This is a genomic window from Methylobacterium pseudosasicola (assembly GCF_900114535.1).
Classification (GTDB): domain Bacteria; phylum Pseudomonadota; class Alphaproteobacteria; order Rhizobiales; family Beijerinckiaceae; genus Methylobacterium; species Methylobacterium pseudosasicola.
The window spans coordinates 16,351-33,653 of the sequence record NZ_FOTK01000015.1 but is presented as its reverse complement, the minus strand read 5'-3'; the positions used below and the strand labels follow the sequence as shown (position 1 = coordinate 33,653).

General features: G+C 69.6%; 15 protein-coding genes. 7 read left to right on the top strand and 8 right to left on the bottom strand.

The window, feature by feature from the left end; all coding sequences use genetic code 11:
- Window positions 1–14 precede the first annotated feature (14 nt).
- On the top strand, window positions 15–938 hold the full coding sequence (locus BM228_RS15680) for a LysR family transcriptional regulator (RefSeq protein WP_092042134.1): 924 nt from the start codon (window positions 15–17) through the stop codon (window positions 936–938).
- Between the two features lie 22 nt (window positions 939–960).
- Here the strand turns inward: BM228_RS15680 and BM228_RS15675 are convergent, their stop codons facing one another.
- The gene (locus BM228_RS15675) at window positions 961–1,749 is read right to left on the bottom strand and encodes an SDR family NAD(P)-dependent oxidoreductase (RefSeq protein WP_092042133.1); all 789 of its coding nucleotides are present in this window, start codon (window positions 1,747–1,749) and stop codon (window positions 961–963) included.
- A gap of 108 nt (window positions 1,750–1,857) precedes the next feature.
- Between BM228_RS15675 and BM228_RS15670 the strand changes: the two genes are divergently transcribed.
- The gene (locus BM228_RS15670) at window positions 1,858–2,403 is read left to right on the top strand and encodes a TetR/AcrR family transcriptional regulator (RefSeq protein ID WP_092042278.1); all 546 of its coding nucleotides are present in this window, start codon (window positions 1,858–1,860) and stop codon (window positions 2,401–2,403) included.
- Here BM228_RS15670 and BM228_RS15665 read toward each other — a convergent pair whose 3' ends face one another.
- The 4 genes from BM228_RS15665 to BM228_RS15645 form a co-directional block, all read right to left on the bottom strand.
- A complete protein-coding gene (locus BM228_RS15665) occupies window positions 2,404–3,363 on the bottom strand; it encodes an FAD:protein FMN transferase (RefSeq protein WP_092042131.1) in 960 nt (319 codons plus the stop codon). It lies immediately after the preceding gene.
- Complete coding sequence (locus tag BM228_RS15660) at window positions 3,360–5,414, bottom strand: 4Fe-4S binding protein (RefSeq protein WP_092042276.1); 2,055 nt, start codon at window positions 5,412–5,414, stop codon at window positions 3,360–3,362. The genes BM228_RS15665 and BM228_RS15660 overlap by 4 nt, the downstream gene beginning before the upstream one ends.
- Before the next feature lie 284 nt (window positions 5,415–5,698).
- Complete coding sequence (locus BM228_RS15650; RefSeq protein ID WP_092042129.1) at window positions 5,699–6,706, bottom strand: YVTN family beta-propeller repeat protein; 1,008 nt, start codon at window positions 6,704–6,706, stop codon at window positions 5,699–5,701.
- Complete coding sequence (locus BM228_RS15645) at window positions 6,703–7,932, bottom strand: ABC transporter substrate-binding protein (RefSeq protein ID WP_092042127.1); 1,230 nt, start codon at window positions 7,930–7,932, stop codon at window positions 6,703–6,705. Before BM228_RS15645 ends, BM228_RS15650 begins: the two co-directional genes overlap by 4 nt.
- Window positions 7,933–8,149: 217 nt before the next feature.
- Between BM228_RS15645 and pedF the strand changes: the two genes are divergently transcribed.
- From pedF to BM228_RS15625, 4 genes are all read left to right on the top strand, one after another.
- Window positions 8,150–8,578 (top strand): cytochrome c-550 PedF, encoded by a 429-nt coding sequence (gene pedF, locus BM228_RS15640; protein ID WP_092042126.1) that lies wholly within the window; start codon window positions 8,150–8,152, stop codon window positions 8,576–8,578.
- On the top strand, window positions 8,568–9,434 hold the full coding sequence (locus tag BM228_RS15635; protein WP_092042124.1) for a substrate-binding periplasmic protein: 867 nt from the start codon (window positions 8,568–8,570) through the stop codon (window positions 9,432–9,434). Before pedF ends, BM228_RS15635 begins: the two co-directional genes overlap by 11 nt.
- 269 nt (window positions 9,435–9,703) lie before the next feature.
- The gene (locus BM228_RS15630; RefSeq protein ID WP_092042123.1) at window positions 9,704–11,473 is read left to right on the top strand and encodes a PQQ-dependent methanol/ethanol family dehydrogenase; all 1,770 of its coding nucleotides are present in this window, start codon (window positions 9,704–9,706) and stop codon (window positions 11,471–11,473) included.
- A gap of 292 nt (window positions 11,474–11,765) precedes the next feature.
- Complete coding sequence (locus BM228_RS15625; RefSeq protein ID WP_092042121.1) at window positions 11,766–12,425, top strand: response regulator; 660 nt, start codon at window positions 11,766–11,768, stop codon at window positions 12,423–12,425.
- Between the two features lie 17 nt (window positions 12,426–12,442).
- Here BM228_RS15625 and BM228_RS15620 read toward each other — a convergent pair whose 3' ends face one another.
- Window positions 12,443–12,985 carry a TetR/AcrR family transcriptional regulator gene (locus BM228_RS15620; protein ID WP_092042120.1) on the bottom strand — a complete coding sequence of 181 codons (543 nt, stop codon included), beginning with the start codon at window positions 12,983–12,985 and terminating at the stop codon, window positions 12,443–12,445.
- Between the two features lie 139 nt (window positions 12,986–13,124).
- Here BM228_RS15620 and BM228_RS15615 point away from each other — a divergent pair, with 139 nt between their 5' ends.
- Window positions 13,125–13,712 carry a sugar O-acetyltransferase gene (locus BM228_RS15615; RefSeq protein ID WP_092042275.1) on the top strand — a complete coding sequence of 196 codons (588 nt, stop codon included), beginning with the start codon at window positions 13,125–13,127 and terminating at the stop codon, window positions 13,710–13,712.
- Window positions 13,713–13,782: 70 nt separating this feature from the next.
- Here the strand turns inward: BM228_RS15615 and BM228_RS15610 are convergent, their stop codons facing one another.
- Both BM228_RS15610 and BM228_RS15605 read right to left on the bottom strand, forming a co-directional pair.
- Window positions 13,783–15,255 carry an NAD-dependent succinate-semialdehyde dehydrogenase gene (locus tag BM228_RS15610; RefSeq protein ID WP_092042118.1) on the bottom strand — a complete coding sequence of 491 codons (1,473 nt, stop codon included), beginning with the start codon at window positions 15,253–15,255 and terminating at the stop codon, window positions 13,783–13,785.
- On the bottom strand, window positions 15,248–17,260 hold the full coding sequence (locus BM228_RS15605; RefSeq protein ID WP_092042116.1) for an acyl CoA:acetate/3-ketoacid CoA transferase: 2,013 nt from the start codon (window positions 17,258–17,260) through the stop codon (window positions 15,248–15,250). Before BM228_RS15605 ends, BM228_RS15610 begins: the two co-directional genes overlap by 8 nt.
- Window positions 17,261–17,303 lie beyond the last annotated feature (43 nt).

The following is a 17,303-nucleotide window of genomic DNA, read 5'->3' as shown; positions in this document are numbered from 1 at the left end:
TATCCTGCGCAACAGTGAAACGCACCGATCTCCCCGCCCTCGCGATTTTTTCCGCCGTCGCGGCGCGCCGCAGCTTTCGCGGGGCGGCCCGCGATCTCGGCCTGTCCGTCTCGGCGGTGAGCCACGCGATCAACGGTCTCGAAGCGAGCCTGGGCATCCGGATCCTGGCCCGGACCACCCGCAGCGTCGCCCCGACGGAGGCCGGCCAGCGCCTGCTCGACGGGCTCGAACCGGCGCTGGCGGCGATCGCCGAGGCGGTCGAGGCCGCCACCGCCGCGCAGCAGCGGCTCTCGGGGACGCTGCGCTTCTCGGTGCCGCACTCGGCCGCCGAGATGCTGCTGCTGCCGCTCGCCGTGTCGTTCACGCAGGCGCATCCCGATGTCGTCATCGAGATCCGGGCGCAGGACGACCTGCGCGACATCGTAGCCGAGGGTTTCGATGCCGGCGTCCGGTTCGAGGAGAGCCTGGAGCAGGACATGATTGCGGTCCCGCTCGGGCCGGCGCAATGCGCGGCCATCGTGGCGGCGCCGCCCTATTTCGCGGATCGGCCGCGGCCGATGACGCCGCAGGATCTCCACGACCACGCCTGCATCAACCGCCGATTCGCCGGGGGCGCCCTCTACCGCTGGGACCTCGAGAAGGACGGCGCGGCCCTGGCCGTCTCCGTCTCCGGAAGCCTGATCCTCGACGACATGCGCCTCATCGCAGAGGCGGCCAGGATGGGCGCCGGCCTCGCCTACCTGTTCGAGGCGCAGGTGACCGACGACCTCGCCTCCGGCCGGCTGGTCCGCGTGCTGGAGGATTGGTGCCCGCGCTTCCCCGGCTTCTTCCTTTACTACCCGTGCCGCCAGTTGATGCGGCCGGTGCTCCGGGCCTTCCTCGATTTCGTGCGGGCCGAGGGCGTGGGCGAGCGATCACCGGGGGCGGTTGCCGTTTAGAACGAACCGCCCCCGTGCCGTCTCACGCAGCGGTACGATACCGCTCTGCCGGCTGGACCTGGCCGAGGTTCGGGATCATGGCGGTCCGCGCTCCGTCAAAGGCGTCCCACTGCGACGCGTCGGGCAGGGGCGGGATGGTCACGGTCTCGCGCCGGTCGAAGCCGACCAGGGCGGCGTCGACCAGGTCGCCCGTCTCCATGACCGCCGGCAGGGCGTTCACGTCGATGCCGGCGTGCTGCCAGATCTCGGTCCGGGTCGCGGCCGGCAGGACCGCCTGCACGTAGACGCCCTTCGGCCCGAGCTCGGTGTGGAGTGCCTGGCTGAGATACTGCACGAACGCCTTTGTGGCGCCGTAGACCGCCATGCCGAATTCCGGGACGAAGCCGACCACCGAGCCGATATTGACGATGGCGCCGCTGCCGGACGCGACGAAGCGGGGCGCCACGGCGGCGGCGAGGCGGGTCAGGGCAGTGACGTTGAGGGCGATCAGGTCTGAGATCTGATCCGGCCCCTGTCCGACGAAGCCGCCGGGAAGCGCCGCGCCGGCGTTGTTCACCAGAACGCCGATCCGGGCATCCTCGCGCAGGCGGGTTTCGACGGCGGCGAGGTCGGCCGGCCGGGTCAGGTCGGCCTGGAGGATGTCGACCGCGACGCCGGCCTCCCGGCGCAGGCGCTCGGCCAGCGCCTCCAGGCGGGTGGCGTCCCGGGCAACCAGGACGAGATCGTGGCCGCGCCGGGCGAAGCGGTCGGCATAGACCGCGCCGATGCCCGAGGAGGCGCCGGTGACGAGGATGGCAGGCTTGCTGGACATGGACGAGATCCCTATCTCTAAACATGATCATCATCATGTATCGTAAACATGATGATGATCATGATTGAGGTCAAGCGAGCCTCGTCCCGCAGGCGTGAGATTGCGCACATGAAGGTGAGCCGCGAGCAGATGGTCGAGAACCGGCGCCGGATCCTCGAAGCGGCCGGGCGGCTGTTTCGCGCCCGCGGCTTCGAGGCGGTGACGGTGGCCGAGGTGATGCGGGCGGCGGGCCTCACCCATGGCGGCTTCTACGGCCATTTCCGGTCGAAGGACGACCTCATCGCCGCGACGCTGGCCGAGCTGGTGGTGGCTCCGGAGCCCGAGCCGACGGCGCTGTCCGACTTCGCGGCGCGCTATCTCAGCCCCGGCCATCGCGACAATCCCGGAGACGGCTGCCCGGTGGCGGCGCTCGTCTCCGAGACGATTCGGCAGGCGCCCGAGGCGCGGGCGGCGATGACCGAGGGCCTGCGCCGGCAGATCGCCCGGCTCGCCGACGGCGCCGATGCGGTGGATCCGAAGGCCGCCCGCCAGGCCGCGATCGGGAGCTGGGCCGCCATGGTCGGCGCGGTGATCTTTGCCCGGATGAGCGACGATCCGGACTTGTCGGACGAGGTGCTGGCGCAGACCCGCGCCTGGATCGCCCGGGGCGCCTGATCAGGCCTTGTCGGTGAACCGCACCGCGCAGCCCGGATGGGCGGCGACGAGGCGTGCACCCCGCTCCCGTCCCAGCACCATGCAGGCGGTGGAGAGCCCGTCCGCCAACAGCCCCGTGGGGGCCGTGACGGTCACCGACGACAGGCCGCCGGGGGAATGGCCGGTGGCCGGGTCGAAGATGTGGTGGTCGGCCCGGTCGTCCGAGAAACGCATGTTGTAGTCGCCGGAGGTGGCGGCGAAGCCGGTGAACGGGGCGATCACGTCGGCGAGCGTGGCCGGGTCGCGCGGGTCGGCGAGGCCGAGCCGCCAGGGCGTGCCATCGGGATGCGCGCCCAGCGCGCCGAACTCGCCGGTATCCACGAAGGCGTCGGCGATGCCGTGAGCGCGGAGCGCGGCCATCACGTGGTCGGCGGCGTAGCCCTGAATGAGGGCGTTCAGGGTGAGGGCGGTGCCCGGTTCCAAAAGAATCCGGTCGGATTCGAGCCGCACCCGGCGCCAGCCGATCCGGGTCAGGGTCGTCCGAAGCCTCTCGGCATCCGGCCGCTCGCCCCGCGCAGCGGCGCCAGACCAGAGCGGCCAGAGCGGCTGAACGGTCGGATCGAAGGCGCCGCCGGTCTCGGCCGCCAGGGTGAGGGCGAAGCGCAGCAGCGCGACGAGGTGCGGATCCGGCGCCGTCAGGCCGCCGTCGCGGTTGAGGCGCGCGAGCGCGCTGTCGGCCCGGAACAGGCTGGCCGCCGTCTCGACCGACCGCATGGCGGCGAACCCGTCCGTGAGCGCGGCCTCGATCGCCGTCGGGTCGGGGCCGGCGCCGGTGAGCGCCACGGTGGTGCCGAAGGCGAGGCCCGCCCGGGTCCGGATCGCCAGCCCCCGCGACGCGGCAACCGCCCGGAAGGCCGCGACACCGCCGAGCCCGGCAAGGCCCAGGGCACCGAGGAGGACGCGGCGGCGCGTCCCGGTCATGCCACCACCACGGAGCGCGGCGTGGTCCTGCGCTGCCGCTTGCGGGCCAGAACCTGCGGCACGCACTGCGCCGGATCGTGGATGATCGTCACGCAATCCATGCACTGGAAGCACTCGGCGTAATCGACCCGTCCGGAGGGCGCGATGGCGCCGTAGCGGCAGCGGACCTTGCAGAGCTGGCAGGGCGATCCGCACTCGGCCCGGCGCGGGATCCAATCGAGGATCCGGACCTGTCCCAGCAGGGCGAGGCTCGCGCCGAGCGGGCAGAGGTAACGGCAGAATCCCTTGTAGACGAAGAGGTTGAGGACCAGCAGCCCGGCCGCGTAGGCCACGAACGGCCAGCTGCGCACGAAATACAGGGTGATGGCGGTCTTGAACGGCTCGGCCTCGGACAGGCTGTCGGCCAGCGGCGATCCCACCGCGGCGGCCACCAGGATGCCGGCGAGCAGGACGTATTTCACGTGTCTCAGCGCCCGGTCGAGGCCCGGCGGAACAGTGACCTGCCGGATGCGCAGCGGCCGGCCCAGCAGCGCGACAAATTCTTGCAAAGCGCCGAACGGGCAGAGCCAGCCGCAGAAGGTCCCGCGCCCCCAAGCCACGAGCGCGGCGAGCGCGAAGGCCCAGAGCACCAGCGAGGGCGGGTCGTAGAGCAGAAAGGTGAAGTCGTGGGTCGCGGTCGCGGCGCGCACGAGGCCGACGAGGGTCACGATCGAGAGCTGCGCCTGGCCGTACCAGCCGACGAAGCCGAGCGTCACCGCCAGGAAAGCGAGGCGGAACGCCGTGAACCGGCGCTGATCCGCTACCAGCCCGCGCTGGCGCGCCAGCACCGGCACCAGCACCGCCAGCATCACGGCCAGCGCCGCGAGTTCGGGTGCGCGCGCGCGCCACGGGTCGGTCCAGCTCGGGCCGTCCTCCGGCTTGACCCGGGTGAACAGGTCTTCCGGCAGCGCGGTCTCGACCGAAAACGTTCGGGCAATCTTCTCCGACAGGATCTGCCCGCGCTCGCGCACGATGGTCTCGGTCAGCGCCCAGGGCGCGGACGGGTCGAAGCCCGCGGCCTGGTCGATCCGCAGGATCGTCCAGTTTCCGGCCGGCAATCCCTCGGCTTGGCCCGCGTCGCGGCGTTCCACCGCCATGTCGCGGGCGCCGACGATCAGGCCGCCCTGGCCGATCGCCAGCCGGTCCGGGACGGCGCCGAGCACGAAGCGCTCGCCCACCGGGTTCTCGGGGGCGTCAACCGGGCCGGCACTCAGCACCATCACGGCATGGTTGTCGGGGCCGAGTTCGCGCATCAGCGCATCGAACCGGGCCTGGCCCAGCAGGTTGCGGCCGATGGTGGGCGCATTGAGATAGGCGACGTACAGGTCGGTCAGGATCGCGTCCGGCGGTCCGTCGCCGGACGCCTCGGTCCCGGTCCCCTTGAAGGCGGCGGTGGCATCCGCGTTCGTGACGGTGAGCCGCTTCACCCAGCCGCGGGCGAGCAGGTCGGGCAGGCTCAGCGGCTCGTAGAGATCGGGCTTGGCGCGGACGGTGAGGCCGACATTGCCCGCCCCGAAGCCGAGCTTGCCGCGGGCCACCGCCAGCGCCGAGGCCAGGATCGACTGGTTGATCACCCGGGTGGAGGCGGTCGCCATCGAAATCCCGTCGACGGTGGTCTGCGGCGCGGCTCCGGCGGCCCGGGCATTCGGCCGCCCGACCCGAATCGCCTGCTTGGCCGAGAGCCCGGCATATTGCTCGACGAAGGCGAAGAGCGGCTCGGAACCGAGCCCCTCCAGAAAAACCGGCTCCCGATGCGTGATCACCTTCACGTCCCGGAACGTCCCGTCCGGCGCCAGGGCGATCAGCAGGTCGGGCGGTGTGCCGCCGAAGCCGGGGATCGGCGCGAGATCCACCGACTCGAACGCGTAGGCGAACACCTCGTAGGCGCCCGCCTGCTGCTTCAGGATCGGCCAGATTGGAAGCGCCGCATCCTTCTCGCCGACCACGAGCGGCGGCGGGAAGTTCTTCTCGATGGCCGCTCGATCGAGCTGGCCGGCCTGGGCCGGGAGGATCGCTAGGAGGAGGGCGAGGAGGGCGAGACAGAGCGGCCAGGCGCGCGTCTCACTTCCCCCTCCGCGAGCGACGAGATCGAGACAATGCCTTTTGAGGGCCGCGACGCGCGCCCTCTCCCGTGCGGGAGAGGGTTGGGGTGAGGGATGCGCCCTCTCCGGAAAGACCTGTCCCCTCACCCTGTCCCTCTCCCGCACGGGAGAGGGGACCCGCGCCTCGTTCGGCAATGTCTGAAATCCGCTCAGAACTGGAGCTGGGGAGAGCGCGAGACCTCGGTCCCAAACCCTCACGGCGTCGCCCCGGCGGCGCGGGAATCCGGTGCCTGTGCATCGGGGATCGGCCGCGCGGCGGCGCCCCAGGGGAAGCGGCCGACCTTCACGGTGCGGATCGGCTTGAACGTCGCGGTGTCGATCACCGTCACGTCGCCCGAGACGCCGTTGGTGGTGTAGAGCCGCGTACCGGCGGCGTTGAGCGCGAGCTGCCAGACCCGGCGCCCGACCAGGATGTAGCTCTCGACCTTGTAGGTCCGGGTATCCACCACCGCGACCCGGTCCGACGGCCCGAGCGCCACGAAGGCGTGCCTACCGTCCTTCGAAAGTTGCACACCGACCGGCTGGATCCGGTCGGCGGCGATCCCCTTCACGGCGAAATCGACGGTCTCGATCACCGTGCGGCTGGCGACATCGATCACCGACACCGTGCCGCCGATCTCCGACGAGGCCCAGAGCCGCGTTCCGTCCGCCGTGAAGGCCGCGTAGCGCGGACGCTGGCCGACCGGGGTGGCGTCCACCGCCTCCAGGGTCTTGGTGTCGATCCAGTGGACCATGTTTGTGGTCTCGGAGGTGGTCACCGCCATGCGGCCGTCCGGGCTCACCGCGACACCCTCCGGCTCGATGCCGACATCGATCTGCGCCAGCACCTTGCGGGTCTGGGCGTCGACCACCGTAGTGGTGGCGTTCTCCTCGTTGGCGATGAACAGGGTGCGCCCATCCGGGGCGAGGGCGAACTGCTCCGGATCCTCGCCGGAGGGCAGGTCGTGGCGCACCTGGCCGGTATCCGGGTCGATCACCTGCACGGCGTCGGAATCGCTGGCGCAGACATAGAGTGCGCGGCCGTCCTTCGAGAAGGTCACGCCCCGCGGGCGCCGGCCCACCGGGAAGGTGCGCAGCACCTCCAGGCTGTCGCCGTCGATCACCGAGATCGTGTTGTCGCGCTCGTTCGAGACGAAGATTTCTTCGGCCGACGCGGGCGCGGAGAGGCAGAGGAGGGCGAGACCAAGCGCGAGCGTCTTCATGGCGACCGTCCGGCAAAGGCTCGGCAGGCACTCTCGGGCTCGTCGAGGCCGAGCGTGTCGAGTTCCGTCCGGTGGTGGAGGAAGCCTTCGATCGGGGCCGTCGCAGTCACGGCCCCCGGCCAGAGCAAAAAGACCGGCTGGCGCAACTGCCCGTCCCAGGCGCGAAAGCTCAGCGGCCGGCCCTTGAAGCCGCCGACCTCGAAAGTCGCGGCAGTCAGGGTGGCGCGCACGGCAGCCGGATCGCTGCTGCGGGCCTTCACGGCCGCCTCGCCGATGGCATGCACGGCCATCCAGCCGGCCCAGTCCACCGGCCGCATCGCCCGGCCGGCGAGTTTGCGGAACCGCCCCTGAAGCTGGACCGCCGCCCAGGCCTCCACCGGCCGCCCCCAGGCTGCTGACGAGAGGCCCTGCGTGCCGACCACCGGGCGCGGCGTGGCTGTGTTGTAGTTCAGGCTCGCGCCGAACTCCCCGGCCTCGTCGGCCACCGCCACCACGTCGTGCTCGGCGCCGCGGGTCGGAATCGCGAACTCGCGCAGGGCGGTGTCGCGCACGTCGCCGCCCTTGGGGTCGTAGGCGGCCTCGGCCACGATCCGCGCCCCGAACTTTTTTGCGCTGCGCTTCAGGGCCTCGGCGTAGAGGGCATCCCCGGGGGCCGGGCCGGCCACCAGCAGGATCCGGGACCAGCGCTTGAACGCCAGGAACTGAACCAGCGCGTCGGTGAGCATCGCCCGCGAGGGTAGGACGTGGAGGAGGTTCTTGCGGCAATCGGCGTCGCGCAGCCGCGTATCCGGCGCGCCGATGTTGAGGAACACGCTGCCCTGCGCCTCCGGCAGGTCGGCCAGCGCCAGAACGTCCGCGGACGGCGCATTGAGAACCACGAAGGTTCGGTTGGCGAGTTCCCGGAACGCCGCCCGGATATCGTCGCCCGGCGCCACGACCTTCGTGGCGAGGCTGAAGCCGAGCCCGATGAAGCGGCCGGTGGCGCTCGAATCCTTCAGCCCCAGTTCGGCACCCCGGGCGCCCTCGTCGTCGGGGATCGGATCCTCGTTGTTGAGCGGCGCCGGCCGCTCGACCCGCCGTTCCAGATAATGGATCGCCAAAGGCGGCCCGAGTGCGGGCGTCGCGGCCTCAGCGAGACCGGAACAAGCGAGCAGGGCGGCCCCGAACAGGCCGGCGGAGAGGGGCCGGCGGCTCAGAGCGTCTCGTCGCGCGCCGGAGGCCGCCATGCCGTCTCGTCTCCTCCACGCCGCATCACGCCATGTTTTGAGGAACCCTACGGCCGGAACAGAGCAGGCCGATATTGGACCAAGGTGCACAATCCGGTCTTGTTGCAGTGCAACGGAAGTCGTCCGCCGATCTTCCGGTGCCTATTCGTACCAAAGCACAATGGGTCGGGCCGCCGACACTTGCTAACCGTCCTGGAAAGACGATGGGAGGCGGCGCATGCGCAGGATCAAGACGGCGGCGGGCGGGACGCTCGTGGCCCTGGGGCTCGCGCTGGCGGCCGGGTCCGCGCTCGGACACGGCGATGTCCAGCCGCAACCGGTCAAGACCGACGGCCTGAAGCCGCTCGGCACCGAATGGGTCGCCGAGAACCCCTACAAGGGCGATGCGCACGCGATCCAGCTCGGCGCCTCTGGCTTCAACCAGAATTGCGCGCGCTGCCACGGCCTGGAGATGATCTCCGGCGGCCTCGCCCCGGACCTGCGCTACCTGCCGCAGGGCAAGGAGGGCGACGAATACTTCGTCGAGCGCATGAAGCACGGCGCCGTGATCAACGGCGTGACCAAGATGCCGGCCTTCGACGGCGTGATCTCTCAGGAGGGTCTCTGGGCGATCCGCAGCTACATCGAGTCGAAGCATGAGGAGTAGTCGGGCGCGGCTCATCCTGGCCGCCTGCGGCCTGCTCCTGGCGGCCCGGTTCCAGCCGGAGGCCGCGGCGCGGCCCCTCGACCAGGTCGTGGCCGACGGCACCCTGCGGGTGGCGGTCTACGGCGACAACGCGCCGTTCTCCGAGGAGGCGGCGGGCAAGCCGCGTGGCATCGACGCGGATCTCGCCCGGGCCATCGCCGACAAGCTGAAGGTGAAGCTCGACCTGCGCGTGGTCGATGCCGGCGAGAACGTCGACGGTGACTTCCGGCTCAACCTCTGGCGCGGCGACCTCGCCGGGTCGCCGCTCGCCGACCTGATGCTGCATGTGCCGACCGACCGCCAGCTCGCCCTGCGCAACGACCAAGTGTTCTTCACCGCCCCGTATTTCGACCAGGAGATCGCCTTCGCCTATCGCAAGGGCGCCCTGGAAGGGTTCGACCGGCTCGACGATATCGGCGACAACACCGTGGCGGTGGAGGGCGCGAGCGCCGCCGACCTGATGCTGCTCACCGCCCAGGGCGGCCGGTTCCGGGCCGGGCTGAAGCACTTCAAGAGCTTCGACGAGGCCGCGAAGGCCTATCTCGCGGGCGAGGCGCCGATCCTGGCCGGGACCCGGGCGGCGATCGAGGCCGCCCTGTTCGCCGCCAAGGCGCCCCGGGAGGACAACCCGATCGGCACGGTCCCGTCCCAGGGCCTGGTCAAGACCCGCTGGGAGATCGGCGGGGCGGTGAAGACCGACTCGCGCGACCTCGCCTACGCAGTCGGGGACGCGATCACGGCGCTCAACGCCGATGGCCACCTCAAGGCGATCTGCGAGACCTACGGGGTCACCTACACGCCGCCCAAGGGTTACTAGGCCAGCCTCGCCGAAGGCGAATGTCCAAAGCTGAGGCGCACCGAATGGCGGCCCGATCTCAACAGATCGGCCGCTCTTCGCGCTTGATCTGTCGAATACAGACATTTCCGCAGTGCATCCGCCGGACGCATTGGACCAATGGCCAATAAGACTTTCCTGAGAAGCCTTTTACGCTGAATCCCAAGGGGGCGCCCCGCGACTCGGGCGGATGGCGCGAAACCCCGGACGCTCCGGCCGCAGGGACCGGAGGCGCTTACGGAGGACACGTCATGAGAATGCGGACCCGGTTCCTCGCCGCGGTGGGCGTCTCCGCCCTCGTGGCGGGCGGCGCCATCCCGGCCCTGGCCCAGGGCGTCACCGAACAGGACATCATCAACGACGCCAAGACGCCGGGCGACGTGGTGACCTACGGCCTCGGGCCCCAGGCCCAGCGCTTCAGCCCGCTGAAGACCCTCAACCGGGACAACATCAAGGGCCTCGTGCCGGCCTGGTCGTTCTCGTTCGGCGGCGAGAAGCAGCGCGGCCAGGAGAGTCAGGCGCTGATCAAGGATGGCGTGATCTACGTCACCGGCTCGTATTCGCGCATCTACGCGATCGATTCCCGCACCGGCGAGAAGAAGTGGGAATACGACGCCCGCCTGCCGGAGGGCATCCTGCCGTGCTGCGACGTGGTGAACCGCGGCGCCGCGCTCTACAAGGACAACGTTTATTTCGGCACCCTCGACGCCAAGATGATGGCCCTCAACGTCAAGACCGGCAAGGTGGTCTGGCGCAAGGACATCGACGACTTCAAGGCCGGCTACAGCTACACCGCCGCCCCGATCATCGTGAAGGGCAAGATCATCACCGGCGTCTCCGGCGGCGAGTTCGGCGTGGTCGGGCGGATCGAGGCGCGCGACGCCGAGACCGGCGAGATCGTGTGGAAGCGGCCCGTCATCGAAGGCCATATGGGCGAGCTGAACGGCAAGCCCTCGACCATGACCGGCAAGGTCAACGAATCCTGGCCGGGCGACATGTGGAAGTTCGGCGGCGGCGCCACCTGGCTCGGCGGCACCTACGATCCGGAGACCAACCTGGTCTATTTCGGCACCGGCAATCCCGGCCCGTGGAACTCCTGGCTGCGCCCGGGCGACAACAAGTGGTCGGCCTCCCGCCTCGCGCTCAACCCCGATACCGGCGAGATCGTCTGGGGCTTCCAGACCACCCCGCATGACGGCTGGGACTTCGACGGCGTCAACGAGTTCGTGCCGTTCGACCTGAACAAGGGCGGCAAGACCATCAAGGCCGGCGCCACCGCCGACCGCAACGGCTTCTTCTACGTCCTCGACCGCACCAACGGGAAGTTCATCTCGGCCACACCGTTCGTGGACAAGATCAACTGGGCCAAGGGCATCGATGAGAACGGCCGCCCGATCTACAACCCGGAGAACCGCCCGGGCGACCCGAGCCAGGCCCAGGGCGACGAGAAGAAGGGCAAGTCCGTGTTCTCGGTGCCGAGCTTCCTCGGCGGCAAGAACTGGATGCCGATCGGCTACAGCCCCGACACCAAGCTGTTCTACGTGCCCTCCAACGAGTGGGGCATGGATATCTGGAACGAGCCGGTGAACTACAAGAAGGGCGCGGCCTATCTGGGCGCCGGCTTCACCATCAAGCCGGTCTTCGACGACCATATCGGCTCGCTCAAGGCGATCGACCCGACCAACGGCAAGATCGTCTGGGAGTACAAGAACAAGGCGCCGCTCTGGGCCGGCGTGCTCACCACCGCGGGCAACCTCGTCTTCACCGGCACGCCCGAGGGCTTCCTGAAGGCCTTCGACGCCAAGACCGGCGAAGAGGTCTGGAAGTTCCAGGTCGGCACCGGCGTCGTGTCCTCGCCGGTCACCTGGGAGCAGGACGGCGAGCAATGGGTCGGCGTCACGGCCGGCTGGGGCGGCGCGGTGCCGCTCTGGGGCGGCGAAGTCGCCAAGTCGACCGCCGGCATCAACCAGGGCGGCAGCTTCTGGGCGTTCAAGCTGCCCAAGACGGTCGCGTCGCGCTGAAGCGCCGTCACCGGACGCTATAAAGCATCCCACCGACAGCGTGCCGGCCTCGTCTCGGGGCCGGCACGCTCAGGTCCCGGGGTTCGGGCGGTCATCTCAACACCCGCTTGCGCCCCGGGGCCGCTTCGATCAGTTTTCACGAATCCAGAGCATCGTCCCGAAAGGTGGCTGCCGCCTTTCGGAAAAGACGATGCAACACCAAAAAAGTTAGTGTCTCGTTTTGGATATGGTATCCAGGACGAGACGCTGGCAGGTCCCGCATGCGGATCTCGAGCGAGGAACCGCACCACCCGTGCATCTCCTGATCGTCGACGACCATCCGCTGTTCCGTGATGCCCTGGCGGCCACGATCCGCCTCGCCCATCCGGACGCCGTCCTGCACGAGGCCGATGGTATCGAGCCGGCCTGCGCCGTGCTGGCCGAGAACCGGAACATCGACCTCACGCTGCTCGACCTGTCCATGCGGGGCGTCACCGGCTTCGACGGGCTGATCACGATCCGGGCGCGCTTCCCGCGCATCCCGATCCTGATCGTGTCGGGCCACGAGGATCCGCGCATCGTCCGCGAGGCCCTGCAGCACGGGGCCGCCGGCTTCGTGCCCAAGGCCATGGACAAGACCACCCTGACCCGGGCGATCACCGAGGTGATGAGCGGCGCCCTGTTCCTGCCGCCTGGCCTCGCCGAGGCCAGCGCGCCGGCGCCGCATGCGAAAAAGGCGCCGCTCGCCGAGCGCCTCGCCCGGCTCACGCCGCAGCAATTGCGGGTGTTGATGATGATCCGCCAGGGCAAGCTGAACAAGCAGATCGCCCACGAGCTTCAGGTCGGCGACTCGACCGTGAAGGCCCATGTCTCGGAGATCCTGCGCAAGCTCGAAGTGATCAGCCGGACGCAGATCGTGATCGACACGGCCGCCCTCGATTTCGACCAGATCCACAACGCCCACCCGGCCTGACGGGCCCGGTTTCCGTATCAGGCGACGCGCTCGACCAGGGCGCGGACCTCGGCGCGCTCCATCGGCTCCACATCCACCGAGCGATGGATCGACAGGCCCTCGATCAGGGCGTCCAGAGCCTTCGCCGTGTCGGCCGAAAAGTGCTGGCGCAGGGCGGCTCGGCTCTTCTCCATCCAGGCCTGCATGACCAGCCGCAGCGGCGGGTTGCGGGCGGCGAAGGCGTAGAGCTCGTAGCTCAGCAGCATGTTTCGCGGCGTCGCCCAGCTATCGTCGACGATGAGATCGACCACCGCCTCGCAGGCCTCGGCGCGGTTCGCGGCCGCCGCCAGCCGCTCGGTGAAGCGCGCCGAGACCGTGTCGGCCAGCAGGGTGAAGGCCTCGGTGATCAGCTCGACCAAGCCGGTGAAGTGATAGGTCATCGAGCCGAGGGGCACGTCGGCCGCCGCTGCGACCCGGCGATGCGTCGTCCCGGCGACGCCGTGCTCGGCGATGACGTCGAGGGTCGCCTGGACAATGCGGGTGCGGCGATCCGGGTCGTAACGGCGCTGGGACGAGGGCACACAAGGCTCCTGAGAGGGGACGACCGGTTCCGCGACGGTTGGCATCCGCGCCCGATGCGTACATATGTACGCATCGCCGAGATGGTTCGGAAGTTCCCGATCCCGGCTTCGGCGCAAACCTGAACCGGGGAGGATGCCGATGCGGACCGAGCGCGAGAAGATGCTGGCGGGCGAGCTTTACGACGCGCTCGATCCCGAACTGGTCGCGGCCCGCGCCCGGGTGCGGGATCTCTGCCAGCAGCTCAACGCGACGCGGGATGCCGACGAGGCCCTGCGGCGGGACCTGTGCCAGCAGATCTTCGGGGTCGGCGGCGACACGGTGTGGATGCAGCCGCCGTTCTTTTGCGACTACGGGTCGAACATCGAGCTCGGCGAGCGGGTCTATTTCAACTTCAACTGCGTCGTCCTGGATGTCTGCCGCGTCCGGATCGGCAGCTTCACCCTGTTCGGCCCGGCCGTTCAGATCCTGACGCCCCTGCACCCGTTCAATGCGGCCCTGCGGCGGGTCCAGGAATTCGGCAAGCCGATCGAGATCGGGTCGGATGTCTGGGTCGGCGGCGGCGCCCTGATCCTGCCCGGCGTGACCATCGGGTCCCGGACGGTGATCGGCGCGGGCAGCGTCGTCACCCGCGACGTTCCGGACGGGGTCCTGGCCGCCGGCAATCCGTGCCGGGTGATCCGGCCGATCAGCGACGACGAGCGGCACTCCTACGGATCCGCGCCCTGAAAAAACGGCGCGGGACCCCGGCCGTTCGATCCCGGGGCCGTCCCCGGGATCGAGTCCGCGCGTTGCGGAGCTAGGCGCCGAGGCCGCCGACGCAAAGGTATTTGGTGTTCAGGTAATCCTCGATGCCCTGGTAGGAGCCCTCGCGGCCGAGGCCGGATTCCTTCACGCCGCCGAAGGGTGCCACCTCGGTGGTGATGATCCCCTCGTTGATCCCGACCATGCCGTATTCCAGCGCCTCGGCGACCCGGAAGGTGCGGCCGAGGTCCCGGGTATAGAAGTAGCAGGCCAGGCCGAACTCGGTGTCGTTGGCCATGCGGATCGCCTCCGCCTCGTCGCGGAACCGGAACAGCGGCGCCAGCGGCCCGAACGTCTCCTCCCGGGCCACCGCCATGTCGGGGGTCGCGCCGGTGATCACGGTCGGCTCGAAGAACTGGCCGCCCAGCGCGTGGCGATGTCCGCCCGCGATCACCCGGCCGCCCTTCTGGACGGCGTCGCGGATATGAGCCTCGGTCTTCTCCACCGCGGCCATGTCGATCAGCGGCCCCTGGGCGACGCCCTCCTCGATGCCGTTGCCGACCTTCAGGCGGTTGGCCGCCTCGGCCATCTTGTCGGCGAAGGCGTCGTAGATCCCGTCCTGCACCAGGAAGCGGTTGGTGCAGATGCAGGTCTGGCCGGAATTGCGGTACTTGGCGAGCATCGCGCCGGCCACCGCCCGGTCGAGGTCGGCGTCGTCGAACACGATGAACGGCGCGTTGCCGCCCAATTCCATCGAGACCTTCTTCACCGTGTGCGAGGCCTGCTCGAGCAGCACCTTGCCGACCTCGGTGGAGCCGGTGAACGTAATTTTTTTCACCAGCGGGTTGCTGGTCATCTCGCCGCCGATCGCCCGGGCCGAGCCGGTGAGGATGCTGACGGTCCCGGCCGGGAAGCCGGCCTTCTCGCACAGCACGCCCCAGGCGAGGCCCGAGAGCGGGGTCTGCGAGGCCGGCTTGATCACGATCGGGCAGCCGGCGGCCAGCGCCGGGGCGATCTTCCGGGCGATCATCGAGGACGGGAAGTTCCACGGGGTGATCGCCGCGACCACGCCCACGGGCTCCTTGGTGACGAGGATCTTGCGGTCGCCCCAGGGGGAGGGGATCACGTCGCCGTAGACGCGCCGCGCCTCTTCGGCGAACCACAGCACGTAGGCCGCCGACATCGCGACCTCGCCGCGGGATTCGGCGAGCGATTTGCCCTGCTCGGCGGTGAGGATCTGGGCCAGATCCTCCTGGTTCTCGGTGACCAGGGCGGCGAGCTTGCGCAGCAGCACCGCGCGCTCGTTGGCGGTCTTGGCGCGCCAGGCCGGATAGGCGTCGTGGGCGGCCTGGATCGCCTTGCGGGTCTCCTCGGCGCCGGCATTCGGCACTCGGGCGATCACCGCGCCGGTGGCGGGGTTGGTGACGTCGATGGTGCCGGACCCGGCCTTCGACCAGTCCCCGCCGATCAGGCAGGCTTCGACCAGGAGGGTGCGGTCCTTCAGGGTGAGAGTGTCGGACTCAGGCATTCAACGGTTCCTTCGGCGGCTGCGGCCTGTCCGGCTGAGACAGGGCCGTCCGCGACTTGAGGGGCACGCTCTGGGCCGTATTCCTCGCCTGCGCCTCGGCTTTTGTCTCGAAGACATGGGGAGCCAGATCGCGGCTCGCCAACGAGGCACCGAGTTTCAATCGCAAGAATGCGCTCGTGGTGTAACGCGATGCTGTCTCGTAGTAACGATTCTCCAGATAAGCGATCGCCGAGAAATAAGCATCGCTCACCGTCGGGTCGATCTCGAACCCGTCGTAATTGGCGATCAGGTGGACCTTGCGGCCGATCTCCTGGCAGGCACGCTCGTATTCTCGGCGCACCAGTTCCACGTCGTCGATGGTCCGGACCTGAAAACCTTCGAGGTTCGAGAACAGGATGTTGCGCTCTCGATCGTAGCTGATTCGCTCGGCGAGCGAGAGTCCGAGGAGCCAGGGCTCCAGCCCCATCACGGCGTCCCGGAACAGCCGCGGATCCATGGGCTTCGGGTCCTGCACGATCGGCGTGAAACCCATCTGCCCGAGGATGTCCCGCTCGATGTCGATCCCGGGGGCGACCTCGGCGAGCTCCATGCCGGCCCGGGTCCGGCGGAACACGCAGCGCTCGGTCACGTAGAGCACCGGCTGGCCGCGCTCGGCGGCGTAGGCGCCCGAGAAGGTCACCTGCTCCACGGCGGCGATGAACTTCTTCGAGCGCCCCTCGGTGACAATCCGGATGCCGTCACCCTCGACCACCACCTCCAGCCCGTCGGCCGTGAAGGTGCCGGCAAAGACCAGGCTTTTCGCGTTTTGCGAGATGTTGATGAAGCCGCCGGCACCGGCGAGCCGCTTACCGAAGCGGCTGACATTGACGTTGCCCTCGGCGTCGCATTGCGCGAGCCCCAGGCAGGCGAGGTCGAGGCCGCCGCCGTCGTAGAAATCGAATTGCTGGTTCTGGTGCAGCACTGCCGCCGGGTTGAGGGCCGCGCCGAAATCGAGCCCGCCCTGCGGCAGGCCGCCGATCACCCCGGGCTCGGCGGTGAGCGTCAGGTAGCGCAGCACCCGCTCCTCGGCGGCCACCGCGGCGACCCCCTCGGGCATGCCGATGCCGAGATTGACCACGCCGCCCGGGGGCAGCTCGAAGGCACAGCGCCGGGCGATGACCTTGCGGGCGTCGAGCGGGATCGGCGGGATCCGGTCGAGGGGCACGCGCTGGCGGCCCGTGAAGGCGTGGTTGTAGGCGGTGCCGTAGGTCTGGCGGTGGTTCTCCGGCTGGCTCAGCACCACGCAATCGACCAGCACCCCGGGCACCTGCACCTCGCGGGGGGCCAGCGAGCCGGCCTCGGCCAGGCGCTCGACCTGGGCGATGACGAAGCCGCCCGAGTTCTTGGCCGCCATGGCGGCGGCGAGGTTGTCCAGCGTCAGCGCCTCGCGCTCCATGGTGATGTTGCCGGCCGGATCCGCCGTGGTGCCGCGGATCAGCGCGATGTTCACCGGGAACGCCTTGTAGTGCAGCCAGGACTCGCCGCCGAGCTCGACCACGCTGACGAGATCTTCCTGGGTGACGGCGTTCAGCTTGCCGCCTTCGAGCCGCGGATCCACGAAGGTGCGCAGGCCCACCTTGGTGATGTGGCCCGGCGTGTGCGCTGCGATCTCCCGGTAGAGATGCGAAACGACGCCGAGCGGCAGGTTGTAGGCCTCGATCTGCCCGTCGATCGCCATCTTGGCGAGCTTGGGCACCAGCGCCCAATGGCCGCCGACCACCCGGCGCACGAGACCGGGGATCGCCAGCCGATTGAGGCCGCGCTCCTTGCCGTCGCCCGGCGCCGCCGCGAACATCAGCCCGAGCCCGTGCGGCCCCTGGCCGGCCTCGAACCGCCGGGCGAGCGCCAGGATCAGCTCGTCCGGCGTGCCGATGCCGACGAAGCCCGAGACCGCGACCATGTCGCCGTCCTGGAGGATGGCCAGGGCCTCGTCGGCGCTGACGATCTTGTTCTTCAGGCTGCCCATGCGGTTATCCTCGGAGCCTGGATTCTGAAACCGCCGCTATCGG